The organism is Alcaligenes pakistanensis, from assembly GCF_014652815.1.
Classification (GTDB): Bacteria; Pseudomonadota; Gammaproteobacteria; order Burkholderiales; family Burkholderiaceae_B; genus Alcaligenes; species Alcaligenes pakistanensis.
In genome coordinates, this window is sequence record NZ_BMZN01000004.1 from 483,564 (window position 1) to 505,744 (window position 22,181).

General features: G+C 56.7%; 22 protein-coding genes. 3 read left to right on the forward strand and 19 right to left on the reverse strand.

The features are described 5' to 3' along the window. Positions 1-8: 8 nt before the first annotated feature. From IE156_RS15080 to flgB, 7 genes are read right to left on the reverse strand one after another with little or no spacing between them, the layout of a single operon-like run. Positions 9-695, reverse strand: coding sequence for a flagellar basal body L-ring protein FlgH (locus IE156_RS15080; protein WP_189393387.1), 687 nt, complete (start codon positions 693-695; stop codon positions 9-11). Positions 696-714: 19 nt separating this feature from the next. Continuing rightward, positions 715-1,500: a flagellar basal-body rod protein FlgG gene (flgG, locus tag IE156_RS15085; RefSeq protein ID WP_189393389.1), complete on the reverse strand. Its 786-nt coding sequence runs from the start codon at positions 1,498-1,500 to the stop codon at positions 715-717. Positions 1,501-1,541: 41 nt separating this feature from the next. Next, positions 1,542-2,291, reverse strand: a complete 750-nt coding sequence (flgF, locus tag IE156_RS15090; RefSeq protein WP_189393391.1) for a flagellar basal-body rod protein FlgF — start codon at positions 2,289-2,291, stop codon at positions 1,542-1,544. Between the two features lie 8 nt (positions 2,292-2,299). Beyond that, positions 2,300-3,532, reverse strand: a complete 1,233-nt coding sequence (flgE, locus tag IE156_RS15095) for a flagellar hook protein FlgE (protein ID WP_189393393.1) — start codon at positions 3,530-3,532, stop codon at positions 2,300-2,302. 54 nt (positions 3,533-3,586) lie between these two features. Beyond that, a complete protein-coding gene (locus IE156_RS15100) occupies positions 3,587-4,279 on the reverse strand; it encodes a flagellar hook capping FlgD N-terminal domain-containing protein (RefSeq protein WP_189393395.1) in 693 nt (230 codons plus the stop codon). Between the two features lie 22 nt (positions 4,280-4,301). Then, positions 4,302-4,706: a flagellar basal body rod protein FlgC gene (flgC, locus tag IE156_RS15105; protein ID WP_189393396.1), complete on the reverse strand. Its 405-nt coding sequence runs from the start codon at positions 4,704-4,706 to the stop codon at positions 4,302-4,304. A 12-nt stretch (positions 4,707-4,718) separates the two neighbouring features. Next, positions 4,719-5,135, reverse strand: coding sequence for a flagellar basal body rod protein FlgB (gene flgB, locus IE156_RS15110; RefSeq protein ID WP_189393398.1), 417 nt, complete (start codon positions 5,133-5,135; stop codon positions 4,719-4,721). 172 nt (positions 5,136-5,307) lie between these two features. Between flgB and flgA the strand changes: the two genes are divergently transcribed. The 3 genes from flgA to flgN all read left to right on the forward strand — a co-directional run bounded on the left by flgA (position 5,308) and on the right by flgN (position 6,853). Continuing rightward, the gene (gene flgA, locus IE156_RS15115; RefSeq protein WP_189393400.1) at positions 5,308-6,012 is read left to right on the forward strand and encodes a flagellar basal body P-ring formation chaperone FlgA; all 705 of its coding nucleotides are present in this window, start codon (positions 5,308-5,310) and stop codon (positions 6,010-6,012) included. 84 nt (positions 6,013-6,096) lie between these two features. Beyond that, positions 6,097-6,387 (forward strand): flagellar biosynthesis anti-sigma factor FlgM, encoded by a 291-nt coding sequence (gene flgM, locus IE156_RS15120; protein WP_189393402.1) that lies wholly within the window; start codon positions 6,097-6,099, stop codon positions 6,385-6,387. 16 nt (positions 6,388-6,403) lie between these two features. Next, the gene (flgN, locus tag IE156_RS15125) at positions 6,404-6,853 is read left to right on the forward strand and encodes a flagellar export chaperone FlgN (RefSeq protein WP_189393404.1); all 450 of its coding nucleotides are present in this window, start codon (positions 6,404-6,406) and stop codon (positions 6,851-6,853) included. Between the two features lie 76 nt (positions 6,854-6,929). Here flgN and flhF read toward each other — a convergent pair whose 3' ends face one another. The 12 genes from flhF to motA form a co-directional block, all read right to left on the reverse strand. Beyond that, positions 6,930-9,278: a flagellar biosynthesis GTPase FlhF gene (gene flhF, locus IE156_RS15130; RefSeq protein WP_189393406.1), complete on the reverse strand. Its 2,349-nt coding sequence runs from the start codon at positions 9,276-9,278 to the stop codon at positions 6,930-6,932. Next, positions 9,275-11,386: a flagellar biosynthesis protein FlhA gene (gene flhA, locus IE156_RS15135; protein ID WP_189393408.1), complete on the reverse strand. Its 2,112-nt coding sequence runs from the start codon at positions 11,384-11,386 to the stop codon at positions 9,275-9,277. Before flhA ends, flhF begins: the two co-directional genes overlap by 4 nt. Positions 11,387-11,391: 5 nt before the next feature. Continuing rightward, complete coding sequence (gene flhB, locus IE156_RS15140; protein WP_189393410.1) at positions 11,392-12,543, reverse strand: flagellar biosynthesis protein FlhB; 1,152 nt, start codon at positions 12,541-12,543, stop codon at positions 11,392-11,394. 215 nt (positions 12,544-12,758) lie between these two features. Continuing rightward, on the reverse strand, positions 12,759-13,400 hold the full coding sequence (gene cheZ, locus IE156_RS15145; protein WP_189393412.1) for a protein phosphatase CheZ: 642 nt from the start codon (positions 13,398-13,400) through the stop codon (positions 12,759-12,761). A 13-nt stretch (positions 13,401-13,413) separates the two neighbouring features. Then, positions 13,414-13,803: a chemotaxis response regulator CheY gene (cheY, locus tag IE156_RS15150; RefSeq protein WP_153229539.1), complete on the reverse strand. Its 390-nt coding sequence runs from the start codon at positions 13,801-13,803 to the stop codon at positions 13,414-13,416. 44 nt (positions 13,804-13,847) lie between these two features. Further along, the gene (locus IE156_RS15155) at positions 13,848-14,906 is read right to left on the reverse strand and encodes a protein-glutamate methylesterase/protein-glutamine glutaminase (protein WP_189393415.1); all 1,059 of its coding nucleotides are present in this window, start codon (positions 14,904-14,906) and stop codon (positions 13,848-13,850) included. 36 nt (positions 14,907-14,942) lie between these two features. Next, the gene (locus IE156_RS15160) at positions 14,943-15,773 is read right to left on the reverse strand and encodes a CheR family methyltransferase (protein WP_189393542.1); all 831 of its coding nucleotides are present in this window, start codon (positions 15,771-15,773) and stop codon (positions 14,943-14,945) included. A 16-nt stretch (positions 15,774-15,789) separates the two neighbouring features. Continuing rightward, positions 15,790-17,526 (reverse strand): methyl-accepting chemotaxis protein, encoded by a 1,737-nt coding sequence (locus tag IE156_RS15165; protein WP_189393416.1) that lies wholly within the window; start codon positions 17,524-17,526, stop codon positions 15,790-15,792. Positions 17,527-17,658: 132 nt separating this feature from the next. After that, a complete protein-coding gene (locus IE156_RS15170; RefSeq protein WP_189393418.1) occupies positions 17,659-18,159 on the reverse strand; it encodes a chemotaxis protein CheW in 501 nt (166 codons plus the stop codon). A gap of 16 nt (positions 18,160-18,175) precedes the next feature. Beyond that, the gene (gene cheA, locus IE156_RS15175) at positions 18,176-20,245 is read right to left on the reverse strand and encodes a chemotaxis protein CheA (RefSeq protein WP_189393420.1); all 2,070 of its coding nucleotides are present in this window, start codon (positions 20,243-20,245) and stop codon (positions 18,176-18,178) included. Positions 20,246-20,332: 87 nt separating this feature from the next. Further along, complete coding sequence (gene motB / locus IE156_RS15180; protein WP_189393422.1) at positions 20,333-21,271, reverse strand: flagellar motor protein MotB; 939 nt, start codon at positions 21,269-21,271, stop codon at positions 20,333-20,335. Between the two features lie 12 nt (positions 21,272-21,283). After that, a complete protein-coding gene (gene motA, locus IE156_RS15185; RefSeq protein WP_153229535.1) occupies positions 21,284-22,159 on the reverse strand; it encodes a flagellar motor stator protein MotA in 876 nt (291 codons plus the stop codon). Positions 22,160-22,181 lie beyond the last annotated feature (22 nt).

The following is a 22,181-nucleotide window of genomic DNA, read 5'->3' on the forward strand; positions in this document are numbered from 1 at the left end:
CAAAAGGCTCAGAACGGGGAAATATTCAGGAAAAAACGCTGTAGCCAGCCCATGGTCTGGACTTCGTCCATAACCCCTTTGCTACGAAACTCGATACGCGCATCGGCCACCTGGGTGGACGACACCGTATTGCTGCCCGTAATGGAGCGCGGGTCCACCACACCGGAAAAGCGGATATGCTCGCTGCCCCGGTTAATAGCGATTTGCTTTTCACCCGCCACCTGCAAATTCCCGTTGGGCAAGACACCCACGACAGTGGTGGTCAAGGTGCCGCTAAAGGTGTTGTCCGCACGGCTGGAGCCTTTGCCTTGGGCCTTGTTCGAGCCCGAGACTTCAAAGTTCTGCTTGCTGCCCACTTCATTAGGCAGGAAGGATGGGACACCCACAAAATCCAGGCCACCACTGCCCGTCCGATCCGTGTTGGTTGACACGTTCTTCGCAGCGTTGGTTCGCTCCTGGATCATGATGGTGACAATGTCGCCTACATTACGAGGCCGTCTGTCTTCAAACAGTGGATAGCTGCCATAGGCCGAGGGTTGGTAGATAGAGCCATTGGCCACAACCGCTGCGGGAATGGCCGGTGGCGGCGCCGCCGTCAAGGGGCCAGTCACCACATCTTCAGGCGGCACCAACGCACAACCGGACAGGGCCACAACCGCACACAGCGCAAGACGGCTCATCAGAGCTTGGAACATTGTCACGATCTCTTTAGATTTACATCTGTGTCAGGCGAGCCAACATCTGGTCCACCGTCGACACGGCCTTGCTGTTGATTTCGTAGGCACGTTGGGTGCTGATCATATTGACCAGTTCCTCGGCCACGTTCACGTTGGACGTTTCGTTGTACTTATGCATAACCAGACCGGCACCATCCATGCCCGGTTGCAGGAAGTTGGCCGCGCCCGATGCATCCGTTTCGATGTACAAGTTCTCGCCCTTGCTTTGCAAACCGGCCGGATTCACGAACGTGCTCAGTTGCAACTGGCCTACTTCCACGCTGGCACCGGCTGCGCCGGGTTGTGTCACCGACACGGTGCCGTCCGGGCCAATCGTCAATTCCAGGGCATTGTCCGGAATGTTGATGGGGGGCTGAATCGGATAACCGCCTGCCGTCGTCAGCTGACCATTCTGGTCACGCTGCAAACTGCCATCACGGGTGTAGGCAAACGTGCCGTCCGGCATCTCCACCTGCAGGAAACCGCTACCTTGAATGGCGATGTCCATATTGTGACCCGTGTGCTTCATATCACCCTGGGTATGGATACGCTCGGTTGCCACCGTGCGCACACCGGTACCGATCTGCAAGCCGGTAGGAAGCTGGTTGGCCGCACCCACTTGGGCACCTGGCTGACGCAGGGTTTGATACATCAAGTCTTCAAACAAGGCACGGGTACGTTTGAAACCGACGGTATTCACGTTAGCCAAGTTATTGGAGATGACATCCATATTGGTCTGCTGAGCTTCCAGACCAGTCTTGGCAATCCACAGAGAGCGAATCATGTGTGCAATCCTTGAACTAAAACACGCGCAATCAGCGCGGCTTAGCCGTTAAATGAAAGAAGAGAGTTGGCCCGATCTTCGCGCGCAGCGGCATCCTGGATGATCTTCATCTGGTTTTCAAAGCGGCGGGAATTGGAAATCATGGCCACCATCGCTTCAGCCGGGTTCACATTGCTTTTCTCAATAAAGCCCGAGACCATGCTCACCGATGGGTCTGGCTGGGCCACACCCCCATTACTCAAGCGGAACAAGCCATCCTGGCCGCGCAACAAATCGGCTGAGGGAGGATTAACCATTTTCAACTGGCCCATGACCTGGATGTCTCGCGGGTTATCACCTGCGCCCAGAGCGGTCAGTTGACCGTCGCTGGAGAAGGTGACCGTGCCGCGATCCGGGATTTCCATGACTTGCCCATCGGTGCTCAGAACAGGTAAACCTGCCTGCGTCACCAGCTGGTTCTGGGCATTCACGAGCAGATCGCCTGCTCGTGTATACGCTTCCTGACCATCAAGCGCACGCACTGCAAACCAGCCCTCGCCAGCAATGGCGACATCCAGCGCATTGCCGGTTTCGGCCATGGCGCCCGGCTGGAAACGGCTGCCCGGTGTCACCGTGGCAGTTGCCACACGGGTTTGCGAGCCCACATCACTGCTCACCGGCACGGAGCGGTAATACGCCAACTGCTGGCGAAAACCGGACGTGTTCACATTGGCCAAGTTGTTGGTAATGACGTCTTGCTGTTCCAGCGTGCGCTGGGCGCCATTCATGGCGGTATAAATCAGGCGATCCATGTCAGCTCTTAACGCAGATTGACCAGGGTTTGCAGAACCTGATCCTGCGTCTTGATAGTCTGGGCATTAGCCTGGTAGGTACGCTGGGCAATAATCATATTGACCAGTTCCTGCCCCATATCCACGTTGGAGTCCTCCACCGCCTGCCCTTTAATGGACGCCAGACCGTTCTCGCCGGGACGACCCAAAATAGGTTGACCCGATTCCCCTGTTTCCGCCCAAGCGTTACCGCCCACGGGACGCAAACCTTGCAGGTTGCTGAAGTCAGCCAAGACCAGAGAACCCAAACGCTGGGTCACACCGTTGGTGTAGGCGGCGACCATGGTGCCGTCCTTGTCGATGCTCATGCTGGCATATTCACCTGTGGCGTAACCATCCTGATAAGGCTTGCCCTTGGCGAACTCACCACCGAACTGTGTGGTACCGGTGTAGCGCACGTCAAACACCAGATCATCCGCAGGCGACGCATTCCCGCCTGGGTTCGCCAAGGTCACATTGACGGTAGCCGGATTAGGGCTGGTCATCACGCCTGAACCATTAAAGGTCATGGTGGCGCTGGCGGGCGACAAGGGTGTGCTGCCTTCCATGTAGTACACGTCCCACACGCTTTCACCGGCCCCATTGGAGGGGCGTTTGACGAAGTACTGGGAAATTTCGTGGCTGTTGCCCAGCGAGTCATAAACCGAGTAGCTGAACGATTCGCTATAAGTGGTGTTGTCTTTGGGATCGAAGGTATTGATGGGATTGCCACTCGCATCTTCTGTCGGAATCGCTGCGGCACCACCGGGCAGATTAGGTTTGAAGTCCAGGGCTGTTGTGGCTTTGGGAGGCACGTTGGCCGATGGCACTTGCATGCGCTGCAGCTCGCTGCTGCCCACGCCGTAACCTGTCAGATAGTGCCCTTGGGCGTTGATCAGATAGCCAGCCTTGTCCGGGTAGAACTGACCATTACGCGAGAACAGCACCGCACCATTGCTTTGCTCCAGACGGAACAGGCCTTTTTCACCGTCAATCGCCATATCGAACTGATTGCCCGAGTTGCTGACGTTACCAACCGAGAAACGCTGGCTGACGCGCGATACCTGCACACCCAGACCCACGCGCGAGTTGGCATATACGTCCGCAAACTGCACTGTCGAGGCTTTGTAGCCGACGGTTCCCGAGTTGGCGATGTTATTGCCAATAGAATCCAGGTTTTGGGAGGCGGCGTTCAAGCCACTCAATCCTTGTCCGAAGCTCATGAACTTTCCTTTTAATGTCGTGTTGGCCCAGCCCGCTTATGGGGCACGCGGCACTTACATGATTTTGCGTATATCCAGCAGGGAGAATGAACCCGCCAGGCCAAGATCCAGCATCAAGCCGCTGGAGGTGTACGCCACGCTATCGACCTTTCCATGGGTCAATGGGCTGGCTGTGACGGCCGTGCCATCATTACTGGCCAGCACACTGACGGTGTACGCACCATCGGCCAGGGGTAAACCATCGTTATCCAAGCCATCCCATTCTTTGGAATAGACCCCGGCTTGCATCGGGCCTTCATCAAACTCGCGCACCACCTTGCCGCTGCTGTCTTTAATAAAGATCGTGGTCGATGTCGTACCGCTCACCAGGTCAATACCAAAAGGCATCGCAACTTTCTCGCCCTCACTACTCGTACCCAGTGCGACTTTCTCGCCCGGCACCAGGACTTCCTTGCCAATCAGATTGGCAGCCTGCATGGACTGGCTGACATCCATCTGCCCGGCTACTGCCATCAAGGTGGTATTCAATTGCTGAATCCCGGCCACCGTGGACATCTGCGCCATTTGGGTCGTGACCTGGGCGTTATCCATGGGATTTAAGGGATCTTGATTGCGCAGCTGCGTAATCAACATGGTCAGAAAACGGTCTTCCGTTTCGGCCATTGCACTTTTGTTGCGGGCATCTATCCCGGCCATCGCCCCTGAAGTAGGGTCCAGAGCGGTGCGATCGTTATTAACTGTGCTCATGCTTTATCTTCCGTAAACCGGCTTACTGACCAATGGTCAAGGTGCGCAACATCAGATTCTTGGAGGTGTTCACCACTTCCACATTGGCCTGATACGAGCGCGAGGCGGCCAACATATTGACGGTCTCGGCCACCACATCCACATTGGGCATCGTTACGTAGCCTTGCTCGTCGGCATAGGGATTGCCGGGGTCATATTGCAAACGGCCGGGTGCATTGCTTTCTTGCACGCCCACCACTTGCACGCCACCGATCGGACTATTGCCCTGGGGGGTCATCTGAAACACAACTTGGCGAGCTTTATAAGGCTGGCCATCTGGCCCAAGCACGCTGTCGGCGTTAGCCACATTGCTGGCCGACACGTTCAGGCGCTGTGACTGCGCCGTCATGGCAGAACCGGCAATCTGGAAAATACTGAAACTGGACATGGGGACTCGCTATTACTGTTGCAGGGCAGCCATCAAGCCTTTCAAACGCTGGGACGCCAGGTTGATCGTGCTTTGATAGTGCAGGGTGTTATCGGCAAATTGCATGCGCTCCACATCCATCTCGACCGTATTGCCGTCAAGGGAGGGTTGCACAGGGACGCGATACAGCAACTCGTCACTACTAGGCAGACGCTCCGCCTGGGCGGGAATATGGCGAGCCGACGTCAGGGACAAATGGGTATTGGGCAATGCCATCTGGCCCTGCCCCCCTAAAGCAGCCTTCAAGGTCGCCGTAAAGTCCATATCCCGAGCTTTATAGTCAGGCGTATCGGCATTAGCAATATTGGAGGCCAACACCTCCTGGCGCTCCTGGCGTACCGCCAAGGCCGTCTGGTAAAACTTCAGGTGCTCACCAATGCGATCAATCATGGAGTCAAGCCAATTCTGTGTTCAAGTTTGAGATCCAGTGAACGCGCGCACGCCCTTTCACCGCCATAACAGAATGGTAGCCAGAGCAGCCCCATCACAAACCCGGGAACAAAACGCTATTTATCGGCCAGTTCAGCTCTTGACCTGGCGGCTGAGTCCGTAAAATTCAGTCATGACCTTATATAGACTCCTGATCTGCGTGTGCGTGTTCGCCCTGGGCGCAACGCTGCCAGCGCGCGCTCAAGAGAGCGCCAGCCCCCTGAGCGTTCAGGCTATGCAGGACCAGGCGCAGGACTATTTACTCAAGCACGCGCAGATGTATCCGGGCATCGCCACGATCACCTTGGACTCGACCCGCTTGAACGCCATGCCGGCCTGCACTCAAAGCCAGGTTTTTCTGCCCAGCGGCCAGCGCCTGCGATCCCGAATGAGCATAGGCATACGCTGCCTGAGCCCACAAAGCTGGAGCACCTCTCTTGGAGCCACGCTTTCTGTTCAGGGTCTTTATTACGTCACCAATCGGCGCATCAATCCGGGCGAGACCATCAATCAGGACGATCTGCTGGAGCGCGAGGGCGATCTACTGAGTCTGGCCAATGGTGTAGCGATTGATCCCAACCAGATCATCGGCTACGTTGCCAGCCAACGCATTCCTTTAGGCAGCCCGGTTCGCAGCTCGGCCCTGCGCGACCCACAGTCGGTGATGCGCGGCCAGACGGTGCGCACCATTGCACGCGGCATGGGTTTTATGGCGACCGGCGAAGGCCAGGCACTACAAAGTGGCGCACCGGGTACCCAGATCCAGATCAAGGCCAGTTCGGGGCAAGTGATTTCGGCCACCGTATTGGATGCGTCCACGGTCCAGGTCATTCTTTAAACTAAATCTGATGAGCATGCTAAAGTTTGCGTCCAGAGCGCCGTTACAAGATCAACGCAAAGAACAGGCCGCACGGAGGAAAACGTGAAGATCAGCCCATCCCCCCTCAAAACACCCCTTGCTGAAACGTCTGCTACTGAACGCAGCACGACAGCCCATCGTGCGCGTCACGCGTACAGCAATAGCAGCAGCACTAGCGAAGTGGACTTCAGCGCTGCAGCACGCCAGCTCAATTCGCTGCAAGACAGCAGCGCCGACGTAGACATGAAAAAAGTCGAGGCCTTGCGCGAGGCCATTGCAGCAGGCGAGCTCAAAATTGATACCAGTCGGATTGCCGACTCCCTGATTGCCTCTGTGCGCGATCTTCTCAAGTAATTCATCTAAAACGGCCATGTCTTTGCAAACCTGCCTTGCCGATCAACACCAAGCCCTGCTCGATTTTGAACAACTGTTGCTAGAAGAAAGCACCCTGCTGCTGCGCGCCTTTGAGCCACAGGAACTGGCCCAGATTACGCTGCGTAAATATCAGCTAGTGGAACGTATCGAGAAACTGGATCTGGCCCGTGCCGACCTGTTGCAAGCGCGCGGCCTGAATAATGACGGTCAAGGGCTGCGCCACGCGGCAGAAACCGATGAGCTGGAAGCCGAACTGGAACAGCTGATTGATCTGAGCGAGAAAGTGCGCAACGCCAGCGACAACAACCGTATTTTGGTTGATACCTTTTTGACTGACACCCAGCAGAACCTGGATGCCCTAGAGGCTTTCACAGGCCGCAACACCTTTTACGATGCGTCGGGCAAGACACAGAGCACACAATCATCGCTCAGCCTTAAGGTTTAAGGCTAGATAGATAAAGGCGCTGAACCAATAGAAAAAAGCCTGCCGCAAGGGCAGGCTTTTTTTACTTCGTGGGTTTTTAGCTCATCGCCTCTTTCAGCACCAGCATCTTCACCAGCGCATCCACTGATTGCCCGGACTTCAAGCCCTCTTTACCCAAGAGGCGGGCACACAGCTGGCGCACACCCAAATTATCCGGAGCTTGCAGCAAGTCCCAAGATGCCAAGGTCAATTGCGCGGCGGCCAACAAATTGAGCTCTTCTTCAAACTCGGAATTGCTGGCGGGCAAAATGGCACGCACCGCCCCTAAAAGCCGAGTCATTTCCTGCACTTCGCTACGCAGCATCATGTAGCAAGCCAGGCTGGCCGGAGCGATGGCCTCCGAGCCTGCACGCTGATGCATCAGGGCAAAACGGGTTTTCAACACTTTGCCATCATGACGACGCACGGTACGCAAGACAATCAGCTCCAGATGCACCGGCTCGGCATTACGCTGTCGCAACTGCACAGGCTCTACGGCGTACCACAAGGCGATTTCACCCAAGCGGGCGCGACCCAGCGTTTCCAGATGCAGGCGAGCGGCCAGATCAGGAATGGCATGAAACGCCAGCTGCTTGTCCAAGGCATTGGGCGTGGTTTTGCCGTCCTTATGCCACAAAGACGTTGCCCCCGGAATCAAGGCCAACCAGTCGGCTTCCACATCTGCCCATTGGCGCCACATAGTGGGCGAACCACCTTCAAAGATATGCAGCAAACTCACGGGCTGAGCCTGGGTATTGAGCACTTGCATGGCCTGATTCAGGGCCTGAGTGGCACTGGGCCGCTCCAGACTGCGAACGCCTCGTACATCTGACCATTGAGATGGCGTCTGGCGCTGATAATACGGAACGCTTAGCGCCTGCCCTTTGGGGCTGAACAGAAAGCTGAAGGAGCATTGTTCCTGGCTTCCCACAGGCTGATGGTCGGCATGAATGACCAGCAAGCGCGACACATTACCTTCGCTGACTTCCTGGCAGGCGGCTCGCATCAAGCCTTCGGCGCGTTGCGCTGCGGCGCCATCTTGAACCGCCTCATTTTGGGCATGCAGATCACGCCAGAAGTCATAGGCTTCGGCGCAGGCCAGACGCTCATCCAGATCAGCCGCTGCACGGCGTGCTTGCTCCAGAGCGATAGGACCACCCGCCGAAGCGGCGGACAAGAGGCGCGGCAAGACGCGAGCACGGCGTTCTTGCTCCGCTTGCTGTTCTTGAACCGATTGCCCACCCGTTTCCAGCAGAGCAGCCAGGTCGCCTGATGTGGGAGCGTACAACGGCCGTTGGCTCTCGCGCACCTGCAAAGCGGAATCGACCAGTTCAGCTGGGCTCATGAAGCGTAAATCTTCAGGGACTTTTTGTCCGTTGGAGACGTAATGAATGGGGAGCTTGAAGCGGATGGCAGTATCCAAAGGCCCGCCCAGCTTGATCGCCTCATCCACTTTAGAGATGATGCAACCGCTTAATGGTGTACCGCCGTCCTGGGTATAGCTACGCGCGACTTCGTCCAAGGTGTCGCCCTGGCTGGCAGCATTCAGAACCAGTAAACGTTGCACCCGGCGTCCGGCACCGGCCAGCAAAGCTGCCTGCTCACGCACATAGCGGTCACGCTGGCTGATACCCATATTGTCGATCAAGATAACTTGATCCGGCCGCACGCCCAGCATCACACTACGCAGCTGGGCCACGTCTTGCACGATATGAACGGCCACCCGCATCAGGTCGCCATAAATTTTTAACTGTTCGTGCGCACCAATCCGGTAGGTATCGGTCGTCAACAAAACGACTTTATCGGGACCAAAGCGGCGCACCGCACGAGCAGCCAGCTTAGCCAGGGTGGTGGTTTTACCCACGCCCGTCGGCCCCACCAAGGCCAGAGCCAGACCGGGCTGCCACAACGTATCCTCGGCCCGCAACACCGGCAAATGGGTTTCCAGCTCGGTACGCACCCATTGCAAAGCCGCACGTGCACCCAGTTCTTCGGGCAAGCGCTTGAGCATGGCCCGTAACAAGGCGGTACTGAAACCTTGTGCCAATAAGCTCTGGAACAAATTCACCGCTACTGGCGAGCGGCGCATCTGGTGGCTCCAGACCAGATCGTCCATGCGCCCTTCCAGGGCACCACGCAAAGCGCCAATAGCCCCCATGACATTGTCACCAGCCGGTGGCGCTGTCATTTCCTGCTGACGGATGCCCGCCGCTTGATGCGGCACATTACCCGGCACGGGAGCACGCTCGGTGGCACCGCCGGGCACCGAACTTGAATCGGTAGCCAAAATTTCCACCCCGCCATTCACGCGACGGTTGGACACAATCAAGGCATCAGGGCCCAGCGCAATGCGTACCTGACGCATGGCTTCACGGCTGGTACTACCAAAAAAGCGACTTATATTCATTCAGACTGACCAATAATGGTGGTGACCCGAAGGATGCGTTCTTCAGGGATTTCAGCGTTAGACAAGACACCCAGTTGTGGGATGTGGTGACGCAAGAAACGGGACAAGGTGGCCCGCAGAACCGGCGGCACCACCAGCACAGGCGGGTCCCCGTGCTCTTCCTGGAACTGGGCGGCACGCATGGCATCGCTAAGCACTGACTCGGCCAGCCCCGGCTCCAGGGCGCCGCTACTGGTCAGCGCCTGCGTCATAACCCGTTCCAGACGCGCATCCAGACCAATCACTCGCAACTCGCCTTCACCGGGGAACCACTGCTGCACAATGGCGCGACCCAGAGCGACCCGCAGAACCGCCAGGAGCTCGCCCGCCTCATTCCCTGGAGCCACTGCTCCGGGTGCCAGAATGCGCGGCGCATGTTCTGCCAGTGTTTCCACAATGCTGCGCATATCTCGGATCGGTACATCTTCTGCCAACAGACCGCGCAAGACCTTAAGCAAGAGGCTAAGGGAAAGCGTTTGCGGCACAAGATCTTCGACCAGTTTGGGTGCTTCGCGACCGACGTGATCCAGCAGTTGTTGAACTTCCTGACGACCCAACAGGTCCGCGCCATGGCGATGCAATAAATGATTGATGTGAGTCGCAATCACCGTGCTGGCATCCACCACGGTGTAGCCCGCAATCTGGGCCTGTTCACGCATACTCACATCCACCCAGACCGCAGGTAAACCAAAGGCGGGGTCGGTGGTAGGCGTACCCGGTAACTTCATGGTGACGCCACCGGGATCAATCGCCAGCCACTGCCCTGGCGTAGCCGTACCACGACCAATTTCCACCCCCGCCAGCAAAATGCGGTAGTCGTTGGGTTTCAGTTCCAGATTGTCGCGAATGTGAACCACGGGCGGCAAAAAGCCCACTTCCTGAGCAAACTTTTTACGCAAGCTGCGGATGCGATGCAGCAGCTCGCCATTTTGCGCATGGTCCACCAGGGAAATCAGGCGATAGCCCACTTCCAAGCCCAAGGGGTCCACCATGGACACATCATTCCAACTGGCTTCACTGGCTGCTGAGTCAGCGGCAGCCAGAACTTGCTCATTCGGTTCACTGTCCTGCTGTACCTGCTCGGCCTGATGCTTTTTCATCATCCAGGCACCGGTAGCCAGAATCGCCGCCAGCAATAGAAAGACCAGATTGGGCATGCCAGGGATCAAACCCATCAGCCCCAGAATCCCGGCGGTGATATACAGCACCAAAGGATTGCTGAACAGCTGGTTGACCATTTGCTGGCCCACGTCTTCATCGGTGGCGACGCGCGAGACCACCACACCGGCGGCAGTAGAAATAATCAGGGCTGGAATCTGGGCGACCAGGCCGTCACCAATCGTCAGCAAGGTATAAACGCGGCCGGCTTCCGAGAACGACAAATCGTGCTGCAAGACACCGATAATCAAGCCTCCGACGACGTTGATGACCATAATCAGCAGGCCAGCGACCGCGTCTCCTCGTACGAACTTACTGGCACCATCCATGGAGCCGTAGAACTCGGCCTCTTGCGACACCTCGGTACGACGACGCCGTGCATCGTCCTCGCCAATCAGACCAGCATTCAGGTCGGCATCAATCGCCATCTGTTTGCCCGGCAAGGCATCCAGGGTAAAGCGTGCACCCACTTCGGCAATACGGCCCGCACCCTTGGTAATCACCACAAAGTTGATGATGACCAGAATCACAAACACGATCAGGCCGACCGCAAAGTTGCCACCCACCAGAAAATGGCCAAAGGCTTCAATCACCTGCCCGGCCGCATCCGGGCCCTTGTGCCCGTTCATCAGCACTACACGCGTGGAGGCCACGTTCAAGGCCAGACGCAACAGAGTGGCAAACAGCAGCACCGCCGGGAACGCCGCAAAATCCAGCGGCTTTTTGGTAAACATGGCCACCAGCAAAATCATGACGGCCAAGGCGATGTTAAAGGTGAACAGCAGATCCAGCAGAAAGGGGGGCAAGGGCAAAATCATCATGGCCATGACCATGAGGATCAGCACTGGGCCCGCTAACAGCCGGGCGTGTTGACCACCATTTTGTTTCAGTAAGGCAAAAAAATTGTTCATTGCTTTTAGTGTTTGCGCGAACGCAGTGGACCTTCATCCATGCCTGTCGGCACTTTCAATCGGGTGGGCATGATCGGGCGCTCGCCCTGCCTTTTATTCCAGTTGCGAAGCTGATAAACCCAGGCCAGCACTTCAGCCACGGCCGCGTACAGGTCTACGGGAATCTCACGCTCCAGTTCGACATTGAAGTACAAGGCCCGCGCCAGTGCGGGTGCCTCCAGAGTCGCCACTTTGTGTTCCGCCGCCAGGCCACGGATCTTGGCGGCAATCAAACCTGTGCCCTTGGCCACCACACGTGGCGCAGCGCTCTTGCCATCCTGATACTTCAAGGCCACCGCATAATGTGTCGGGTTGGTGACCACCACATCGGCACCCGGCACCTGCGACATCATGCGCGAACGAGCCATAGCCCGTTGCTGCTGCCGGATACGCCCTTTCACATGCGGATCGCCTTCGCTTTCCTTATGCTCTTCTCTCACATCCTGGCGCGACATACGTAGCTTTTTATAAAAGCTCCATAGCTGCCAGGGCGCATCAATCAACACAATCACCAGCAGACTGGCGGCGATCAAGGCACAACACTTGATGATCAGCGTCATCCCCGTGGCGATGGCTGCCGTGGGATGTACATACATCAGGGCCGTCATCTGCTCGCGCTCGGTCCAGATCACATAGACCGCTACCGAGCCCACCAGTCCGGCTTTGGCCAGGGTCTTGACCAGTTCAACCACGGTCTGCATCGAAAACATGCGCTTGATGCCCTTGGCCGGGTTCATGCGCTCGAACTTGGGCTGTATCGCCTTGCCGCTAAAGCTCATGCCGCCCAAGGCAATCGAGGCAAAAATCGCCACGACCACCAATAATAAAAATAGCGGCGCCAGCCCTTTCAGGGCCTCTCCGGCCAAACCTGCTGCCTGCACCACCATCGCGGTGGGATCATGCGCAATACGCGGATCAAACCAGACGCTACGGCGTACGATGCCGCCAAAGGTTTCATACAAATAGCTAGCCCCGGCCCAAATCCCGCCAATGCCGGACAACAGCATCAGAAAAGTCGTCAGCTCTCTGGAACGCGCCACCTGCCCTTCTTCCCGCGCCTTTTCCAGGCGCCGGGGTGAGGCCGGTTCTGTTTTTTCGAGATCGCTGTCTTCTGCCATGGACTGCCAAGACGCAGGAATTGAAAGAGTGGATCGCGCGCCCAGCACGAATATCGCGCTCGCACTGCAGGCCGCGGGGTCATTCTAAAAGAGCAGGCAAGCTCTGATAGCGCGGAGAAAGCCGGATAAAAGCAGGCTGTTCCGCACAAGCAAAAAGGCGCTGCAATGTGCAGCGCCTTTTTGAAGCGGGTTAAACGGGCAATCGCAAGCGAAAACTAAAAGCCCAGATTAGCCAGCAAATCGTCCACCTGATCCTGGCTGGTGACCACTTCCGAGGCCACTGGCGAGACGACAGGGCCGTTAAGCAGGCTTTGCGTCTCTTCGCGTTTTTCCGTGGGCACATTATCAACCAGCACCTGGACCAGCTCTGTCTCAATAGTGCCGACCACCCCCAACATACGGGTGATCACCTGCCCCGTCAGATCCTGAAAATCCTGGGCCATGATAATTTCCAGCAGGTTTTCCTGGGTCTGCTGCGCCTTGACAGGCACATCACGCAAGAAACTGCGGGTGCGTTTGACCAGTTCGCGAGCCTGATCTTGGTCCAAAGGTTGTTCAAACCACTGTTCCCATTCGGCATCCAGTGCCTGAGCATCCTCTTGCAAGGATTCCTGCAAAGGACGCACTTGCTCGGCCGCATTCAACACCCGGTTGGCGGCCTGCTCGGTCATGCGAGCCACATAATGCAGACGATCTCGGGCATCCGGAATCGCGTGCGCGGCATCTTTAATGGCCTGATCCAGACCCAGTTCGCGCATACTCTCCCGCAGCAAGCGGGTCAGGTTGGCGATGCGGTAGACCAGATCAACCGGTACGCTTTGGGGGTCAGGCTGAGTCGGTGTTTGCTGTGGATCCATGACGTACTCCGTATTAACCGCCCATTTTCTCGAAGATCTTGTTCAGCTTCTCTTCCAGTGTTGCGGCGGTAAAGGGTTTAACGACGTAGCCATTGGCGCCCGCCTGGGCGGCGGCAATAATGTTCTCTTTCTTGGCTTCGGCCGTCACCATCAGCACCGGCAAAGAGGACAGGTTGGCATCGGCACGAATCTGTTTAAGCATTTCCAGCCCATCCAGATTCGGCATATTCCAGTCAGAGACCACGAACTCGAAATTGCCATTACGCAATTTCTCCAGGCCCATCTGACCATCTTCAGCTTCGTCTACATTCTCGTATCCCAGATCCTTGAGCAAGTTCTTGATGATCCGGCGCATGGTGGGAAAGTCATCGACGACGAGAATCTTTATATTTTTTTGTACCATTTACATTCTCCAAATGAGTAGCATGCCAGTGCGTTCAGGTCCGCTTATACGCGGTGCCCAAAGGCCCCCACACTAGCTAGAATTCGTTCGCTAATCTGCCCCAAGGGCAAGGCGATGTCAGCAGCGCCAATTTGCAGGGCCTCACGGGGCATACCGAACACCACGCTGGTGGCCTCGTCCTGGGCAAAGGTCATGGCTCCGGCCTGTTTCATGGCCAGCAAACCCTGCGCGCCGTCCTTACCCATGCCGGTCAGAATCACGCCTACGGCATTACGACCAGCCAGCTCGGCTGCAGAGTGAAACAGCACATCAACCGAAGGCCGGTGGCGGTTGACGGGCTCGCTGTCCACCAGCTTGACCACATAGTTAGCACCTGAGCGGGCCAGCTTCATGTGGGCAACACCGCCAGGAGCCAGGTAAACGTGGCCGGGCAGAACGCGCTGACCATCTTCAGCCTCGTGCACCTGCATGGAGCACAGACCATCCAGCCGGTTCACAAAAGAGCGTGTAAAACCGGCAGGCATATGTTGGGTAATCATGATGGCCGGACAATTGGCCGGCAAAGGCTCCAGCACCTGGCGGATGGCTTCCGTGCCACCGGTGGAGGCACCAATCATGATGAGCTTTTCGGTGGTCGAGAAGTTATGCGTCAGGCGACGTACGGGTTCTGAGCCTGCGCTGGCCGGTGCCGCACGACGCGGGCGCGCAATCGAAGCGGCGCGAATCTTGTCCGCAATCAGGTCTGAATAGTCCAGCAAGCCATCGCGCAGGCCCAGCTTGGGCTTGGTCACAAAGTCTACTGCACCCAGCTCCAGAGCACGCAAGGTCACATCCGAATTGCGTTCTGTCAAGGAAGAGACCATCACCACCGGCATGGGACGCAAGCGCATCAGCCGTTCCAGAAAGTCCAGGCCATCCATGCGGGGCATCTCGACATCCAGCGTCAGCACATCCGGATTGTGTTCTTTGATCAGATCGCGCGCCACCAGCGGATCAGGGGCCACCGCCACCACTTCCATATCCGCATGACTATTGATAATTTCCACCATCAGGCTGCGCACCAGGGCGGAATCGTCTACACACAAAACTCGAATTTTCTTCATGCTACTCATCATCCCGATTTCAAGCGCCAACAGAGCTTAGTTCCGCACATACACCGTCTGACCCAGCAAGCGAAAGGCTTTGGTCAAGTAGGAGAAGTTCTCGGAGTGCCCAACAAACAGCAGTCCGCCCGGCTTGGTCACGGCGGCGAATCGCTCCAGGATGCGTGTTTGATCGTCCCGGTCAAAATAAATCATGGTGTTTCTACAGAAGATCACGTCAAAACGGCTGGACGATGGCCAAGCAGGCCCCACCAGATTGAACTCTTCAAACTCCACCATCTTGCGCAGCACGGGCTTGACGCGTGCCAGTCCCTTGCGAGCCCCCACACCGCGCTGAAAATAGCGCGGCAGCCACAAATCGGGTACGGGCTGGATACGCTCCAGGGTGTACATACCCTGCCTGGCCTTATCCAAGGCGGCCGAGTCAATATCACTGGCCAGAATAGACACATTGACGTCGGGCGAAGGACAGTGCTCACGCACCGTCATGGCAATGGAATAGACTTCCTCGCCCGTTGAGGCGGCACTGCACCAGATATCCAGCGGCTTGCCGCGTGTACTGACAAATTTGCCCAAAATATCGAAGTGGTGCTGCTCACGAAAAAAAGCGGTGTGATTGATCGTGAAAGCGTTGACGAAGTCCTGCCACTCCTGGCTATGGGTGTCCTGTTCCAGAATATCCAGATACTGCCGGACCTCCCGAACCCCCGCGTTCTGGCTGCGCATCCCCAATGTGCGCGCCACCATATCTTCTTTGTGGGTCCCTAAAATGATGCCCGCATACGACTTGAGCAAGCGCGCAGCTCGCTCACAGTCGGCCCTCGAGGCTTGCGGGATCGAGGGCAATGTATAAACAAAAGGTTCCACAGATGTGCTCATATAACTACAGGCTGGCCAAGGTCCCGCTAAAAGGCCCCGCCGACAAGCGTTCACCGGAACGTAACCGCTCTGGCTCGGCCGAATCAAACGGATCATCAATAATGTCTTGGGCACCAACCTTGAAGGCCGATACCGCATCGGACAGACGGGTAGCCTGATCCTGTAAGGACCCAGCCGCTGCAGTTGCCTGCTCTACCAGGGCCGCGTTTTGCTGCACAACCACATCCATTTGTGCAACGGCCCGATTTACCTGTTCAATACCTTCGGACTGCTCGTTCGAGGCCGAAGAAATTTCCGCCATGATGGTGGTGACACTCTGCACCGAGCTCACCACTTCCATTACGACCTTGCCCGCCTCATCCACCTGACGAGTCCCTTCTTTCACTTTCGCCAGCGATTGCTCGATCAAGCCTTTGATCTCGCGCGCGGCCTGGGCGCTGCGCTGGGCGAGGCTGCGCACTTCGCCTGCCACCACGGCAAAGCCCTTGCCCTGCTCTCCGGCACGGGCCGCTTCCACGGCCGCATTCAGGGCCAGGATATTGGTCTGAAAGGCAATGCCATCAATGACGTTCACAATCTGTGCAATCTGCCCCGAGCTGGCCGACAAATCTTCCATGGTCTGCACCACGGTAGAGACAGCCTGACCACCCCGCATCGCCACTTCAGAGGCGTTCTTGGCCACCTGATCAGCTTGCTGGGCGTTATCCGAGTTCTGGCGCACGGTGCTGGCCAACTGCTCCATACTGGCCGCGGTTTGCTGCAAGGACGCGGCCTGCTCTTCGGTACGACTGCTTAAATCGGTATTGCCCACATAGATTTCATGCGAGCCAAAAGTAATTTCTTCCACGCCCTGCCGCACGGTCATGACCATGGCCTGCAAGCTGTTCTGCATACGGCGCACAGCGTCATACAGCACACCGATTTCATTGGTGGAGCGCACTTCCACACGCTGCGTCAAATCTCCGCTGGCAATGCGATCAAAGTGCGCACCGGCCTGACGCAAGGGGCGCAAGACCATGCGATTCAAGAACACATACACCGCCAAAGAGATAAACAGGCAGAACACCATGGCCAGACCCACCAGACGGATCACCATATTGTATTGATCGTTTTCTTTTTGAAACTGCGTGTCGATAGAACGCTGTTGGGCAGCCTGCAAGGTGCTCAAGGCACTGTACAAGTCCTCTTCCAGAAACTTAGTGGTGGTCGCTACATAGCTGCGGAAACCGGCAATATCACCTTGCTCCAGGTAAGCGATCAGGGGCAGCACACCGCCTTGCATCAAGGACATGAAGGATGCATCTACACGCTGGTAGTAGTCGTTCGTCCCTTCCAGCTGAGTCGCAACGCCCTGATACTCAAAAAAAGCTTCTTGCGCCTGCTCGAACTGCTTACGGGTGGCCTCCAGAGCCTCGCGGGTAGCGGTGCTGATCGCCGAACCCTCAGGAGCCGCATCGCTCCATTCCGCCATCAGGTCCTGGTTTTGCAGGTCGTTGCTGACCACATAACTGATGGCCGCTCGCCCAATCAGGGTTTGAGTCTCTTTGTAGCGCTCGATCGCCTGATACATGGCCGAGCCTACACGCTGGTTGACCACGATGCTTTGCAGCGCACCGTTATTGGCGCGCAGGGACAAAATCCCCAAGGCCGCACCCGCCACCAACATGACTAAAAAAAACACCAGTACCAGAATCAGACTGGTCCGCACCTTCAGATTGGTCAAACGTAATCCATCCAGCATTGCAAGCACCTTGTCTAGAGTAGATCCGAACATCAGAGGCGCTCGTGACGCCTCCCCCGACCCGAAAAATCCTTAAAGGACCCCTTTTGTTCAGCAAGTCCCCGTCTGGCGAGTCCCTGCAGACTCAGGCGATCAGGTCACTGCGCTGTCAACCAGGGCCATCTCTTCGCTGGTCATCAGTTTTTCAATATCCACCAGAATCAGCATGCGCTCGCCCAGGGTACCGATACCGGTCAGGTACTCGGTCGAGAAGGCGGTGCCAAAGCTGGGGGCCGCACTGATCTGGGACGACTGCAAGACCAGCACATCGGACACGCCATCGACCACTACGCCGGCCACGCGATCATGCAGATTCAGGATCACCACCACGGTCTGATGGTCGTACTCCACGCGTTCCATATTGAAGCGCACACGCAAGTCCGCGATAGGCACAATCACGCCACGCAAATTGGTAACGCCCTTGATGAAATGGGGTACGTTGGCAATGCGGGTTACGGTCTGGGAGTCGTAGCCCCGGATCTCCTGAACTTTCAGAATATCGATGCCGTATTCCTGGTCGCCCAGAGTAAATACCAGATACTCCTTGCCGCCAGCCTCGGCAGCTTCGGAGTGGGAAGTAAAGTCGTTGGACATAAAAATCTCCGAATAATCAGGCCCACGTCGAGGCGGGATCACGCGCCAGACGTTGCAAGGCAAAAACATCAACAATCAGGGCTACGCTGCCATCACCCAAAATGGTGGCGGCGGAAATACCCGGAATTTTTCGGTAGTTGGCTTCCAGGTTCTTGACCACGACTTGATGCTGGCCAATCAGGTGATCGACCAGCAAGGCAAAGCGCATGTCTTCGGCCTGCAAGATAACGGCAATGGCACGGGTTACATCCTTTTCGGCTTCTTCCACCGAAAAGATGTCCCGCAGGGAAATCAGGGGCAGGTACTCGCCACGGACAAACATCACATGATCGGTATCGGACACGCGGCGCAACTGTTCTTCTGTTGGCTGCATGGATTCGGTCACGTGGGCCAGCGGCAAAATAAAGACTTCATTGCCCACCTGAACCGACATGCCATCCAGAATGGCCAGCGTCAGCGGCAAGACAATACGGGTGGTGGTGCCCTTACCCGCACGCGAGTACAGCTGCACATGGCCGCCCATGCTTTGGATATTGCGTCGTACCACGTCCATGCCCACGCCGCGCCCGGAAATCTCCGTGACTTTGTCAGCGGTCGAAAAACCAGGGGCAAAAATCAGTTGCCAGACTTCGTCGTCCGGCATGGTCTCGGTCACCGGTAGGCCCGAGGACATGGCTTTTTTCAGGATACGTTCACGGTTCAGACCGGCGCCATCGTCCACCACTTCAATAATGATGTGGCCGCCCTGGTGCTGAGCCGACAGAGTCAGCACGCCCTCTTCTTCTTTACCCGCAGCCAGACGATCCTCGGGCATTTCAATACCGTGGTCGATACTGTTGCGCACCAGGTGAGTCAGCGGGTCAATAATGCGTTCGATCAGGCTCTTGTCCAGCTCGGTGGCCTGGCCTTTGGTGACCAGACGAATTTTCTTGTCCATACGCGCGGCGCTTTCACGCACCACACGCGGAAAACGGCTGAACACGTAGTCCATAGGCATCATGCGGATGGACATCACGGACTCTTGCAGATCGCGAGCATTACGCTCCAACTGCTCAATCCCGTTAAGCAGACGATCATGCACAACCGGGTCTAGGGTCGAGGCAGTTTGCACCAGCATGGCCTGGGTAATAACCAGTTCCCCCACCAGATTGATAATCTGATCGACTTTTTCTACGCCTACGCGAATCGTGCCCGACTCTTTGGCGGCTGCCGGTTTAAGGGGTTTGTCTGCCGCTTTGGGAGCAGCAGGTGCTTCAGGTTTTTCTGCTTCAGCAGCCACAGGCGCCACAGCAGGAGCAGCGACAGGAGCGGGAGTTGCCGCAGGGGCAACAGCGGCAACTGGCTCAACAGCCGCCGTAGCAGCAGGTGCTACTGCAGCCTGCCCAGGCACCGCACCGGGCTGCACAGACACCTGATCCGCATTCAAAATGAAGCAGCACACCGCCAGGATATCGTCAGCCGACCCTGTGGTTTCCAGCCAGATATCCAGGCGCTCGCCCTCGCGGCTCTGATGGACAATCGTGCCCATCAACTCCATTTCTTGTTGCAGCGCTTCGGCATCCTTATCGGATACCGGCCCCATCGACACCCACAGCGGCAAACCATCCGCACTGGCGACCGGTTCTGGCTCGGGTTCCTCTTGCAGGATGGCCTCGGTCCCTTTGGTGTCGGTCGCCAAAATGCCCTTTTGCTCCAGGGCCAACTGCCTTAATTGCGCGCAGATACGAGTGTAGGCTTGCTCATCAGGCTCCTGTTCCTCGCGGTAGGCATTGACTTGTCCGGTTAGCACGTCCTTGGTTTCCAGAAAGAGGTCAATCATGTCCTTGCGCAATTGCATCTCGCCATTACGGACCAGATCGAGCAGGTTTTCGAGTAAGTGGGTGGTCTCAGCCAACTGGCCAAAACAACCAAAAGTGCCTGCCCCGCCCTTGATCGAGTGCGCGGCCCGGAAGATGGCATTGAGCTGATCGCGATCAGGCTCATCCAGATCCAACTCCAGCAGCAAGCGCTCCATGTCCGCCAGCAACTCATCGGCTTCATCGAAAAAGGTTTCGTAAAACTGACTCAGATCTACGCCGGAGCTCATGAACACTTCCTTCTTGGTTATGGCTTAGAACAACAAAACAAAAAGCACAGCCCAAACACGTAGGCCTGAAGGGCCTGTTAACAGGCCCTAGGGCACTACTGGCAAGGCAGAAGGCATTTCAGGCAGACCCGGAATATGAATACTGATGGGCCCCTCGGTCTCCTGCATCGCTTCGCGCAAATCAAACTCTTGCGAACCACTTGCCGCTTGCTCGTCCATGCGTCGTTCTGCCCGGCTATTGAGCACGAGCAGGCTGATACGTCGATTTACGGCTGCGGCAGGGTTATCTTTAACAAGGCTCACACTATCGGCCAAACCCACGACCTGCTTGACCTTGGCCTCGGCCAGACCACCGGCCACCAACTCTTGACGGGCCGCATTGGCGCGGTCTGCTGACAGTTCCCAGTTACTGTACAAACGCTCGCCACTGGCATACTGCAAAGAATCCGTATGCCCGGAAATCAGGATGCGATTGGGCATCTCGTTCAAAGACGAACTCAGCGAGCGCAAAATGGCCCGCATGTAAATCTGCACATGCGCGCTGCCCGTAGAGAACATGGGGCGGCTTTGGCGATCAATAATCTGGATGCGCAAACCGTCCTGAGTCATGTCCAGCAGCAGTTGCGGACGGAACTCTTTCAAGACGGGATCGATACGAATCAGCTCTTCCAGAGCCGATTTCAAATCCTCCAGGCGCTCCACATCCAGACGGTCATCCGCCGCCTGACCGGGGTTCGCACCGGGGTGGGGGTTGGGGACCAGGCTGGGCTGGCCGCCCGGAATGACACTGCGCGAATAGTCTGCCTGATAGCCGCCCGACACAGCATCCATCAGGGGCATGCGAAAGTAATCGGCAATCTCTTTCAAGTCCTGTTTGGGAACCAGGGAAAGAATCCACATCACCAGGAAGAAGGCCATCATGGCCGTCATGAAGTCCGCGTACGCAATTTTCCAGCTACCGCCGTGATGCTCGGCATGCGCCATCTTCTTGCGACGGATAATGACTCGGTCCTTATGGTTGCTCATGGACGCGTCCGCTTAGGCCTTGCGACCAGCACCCGAACGGGCCTGACGTACATGCTCTTCCAGTTCCTGGAACGAAGGACGATCCGAGGAGTACAGCACCTTACGGCCAAACTCTACCGCCAGCTGGGGTGGGTAGCCGTTTAAGTTAGCCAGCAAAGTGACCTTAATGCATTCCAGTACTTTGACCGAATCGGAAGTACGGCGCTCAATCGTGGCCGCCAAAGGAGCCACAAACCCGTAGGCCAGCAAAATACCCAAAAAGGTACCCACCATAGCTTTGGAAATCAGGTCTGCCAGCACAGCAGGCGGCTGATCTACAGAGGCCAGGGCCTTCACCACACCCAGCACCGCCGCCACAATCCCGAAAGCGGGCAAGGCGTCAGCCACTTCACGCAAGGCACGCGCTGGCACGTTGCGTTCATGCTGGTGGGTTTCGATGTCCTGGTCCATCAGCGTTTCGATTTCAAACGAGCTCATATTGCCGCTGATCATCAAACGCAGGTAGTCGGACACAAAGTTCATCAAGGCCGGATCTTTCACCACATTGGGATAATCCGCAAAGATGGGACTCTGCTCGGGGTTCTCGATATCAGCTTCGATGGACATCATGCCATCGCGGCGCGCCTTGTTCAGCAGCACAGACAGCATCCCCATCAGTTGCATGTACAACTGCTTGTTATAGGGACTGCTGCGAAATGCAATCGGCAAGGCTTTAGCCAGCAGCTTGATGGACTTGCCGCTGTTGGACGCAAAATAGGCCCCCAGGGCCGCGCCACCAATCAGTAGTAATTCAAAAGGCTGGTAGAGCGCACCTAAATGCCCGCCCAGACCCACAAAGCTCCCAAAAACGGAGACGAAAACAATGATATATCCAAGGATGATAAGCACGGATACGCCTTCTTCTAATTCA

Bases quoted from the DNA above. Each gene is read 5' to 3' on its own strand.
- IE156_RS15100 (WP_189393395.1), bottom strand. From the start codon at position 4,279: ATGAGCACAGTTAATAACGATCGCACCGCTCTGGACCCTACTTCAGGG.
- cheA (WP_189393420.1), bottom strand. From the start codon at position 20,245: ATGAGCTCCGGCGTAGATCTGAGTCAGTTTTACGAAACCTTTTTCGAT.
- flgG (WP_189393389.1), bottom strand. From the start codon at position 1,500: ATGATTCGCTCTCTGTGGATTGCCAAGACTGGTCTGGAAGCTCAGCAG.
- flhF (WP_189393406.1), bottom strand. From the start codon at position 9,278: ATGAATATAAGTCGCTTTTTTGGTAGTACCAGCCGTGAAGCCATGCGT.
- flgN (WP_189393404.1), top strand. From the start codon at position 6,404: ATGTCTTTGCAAACCTGCCTTGCCGATCAACACCAAGCCCTGCTCGAT.
- IE156_RS15170 (WP_189393418.1), bottom strand. From the start codon at position 18,159: ATGTCCAACGACTTTACTTCCCACTCCGAAGCTGCCGAGGCTGGCGGC.
- flgF (WP_189393391.1), bottom strand. From the start codon at position 2,291: ATGGATCGCCTGATTTATACCGCCATGAATGGCGCCCAGCGCACGCTG.
- flhB (WP_189393410.1), bottom strand. From the start codon at position 12,543: ATGGCAGAAGACAGCGATCTCGAAAAAACAGAACCGGCCTCACCCCGG.
- flgB (WP_189393398.1), bottom strand. From the start codon at position 5,135: ATGATTGATCGCATTGGTGAGCACCTGAAGTTTTACCAGACGGCCTTG.
- cheZ (WP_189393412.1), bottom strand. From the start codon at position 13,400: ATGGATCCACAGCAAACACCGACTCAGCCTGACCCCCAAAGCGTACCG.
- flgC (WP_189393396.1), bottom strand. From the start codon at position 4,706: ATGTCCAGTTTCAGTATTTTCCAGATTGCCGGTTCTGCCATGACGGCG.
- flgE (WP_189393393.1), bottom strand. From the start codon at position 3,532: ATGAGCTTCGGACAAGGATTGAGTGGCTTGAACGCCGCCTCCCAAAAC.
- IE156_RS15080 (WP_189393387.1), bottom strand. From the start codon at position 695: ATGTTCCAAGCTCTGATGAGCCGTCTTGCGCTGTGTGCGGTTGTGGCC.
- cheY (WP_153229539.1), bottom strand. From the start codon at position 13,803: ATGGTACAAAAAAATATAAAGATTCTCGTCGTCGATGACTTTCCCACC.
- flhA (WP_189393408.1), bottom strand. From the start codon at position 11,386: ATGAACAATTTTTTTGCCTTACTGAAACAAAATGGTGGTCAACACGCC.
- IE156_RS15165 (WP_189393416.1), bottom strand. From the start codon at position 17,526: ATGCTGGATGGATTACGTTTGACCAATCTGAAGGTGCGGACCAGTCTG.
- IE156_RS15155 (WP_189393415.1), bottom strand. From the start codon at position 14,906: ATGAAGAAAATTCGAGTTTTGTGTGTAGACGATTCCGCCCTGGTGCGC.
- flgA (WP_189393400.1), top strand. From the start codon at position 5,308: ATGACCTTATATAGACTCCTGATCTGCGTGTGCGTGTTCGCCCTGGGC.
- motB (WP_189393422.1), bottom strand. From the start codon at position 21,271: ATGAGCAACCATAAGGACCGAGTCATTATCCGTCGCAAGAAGATGGCG.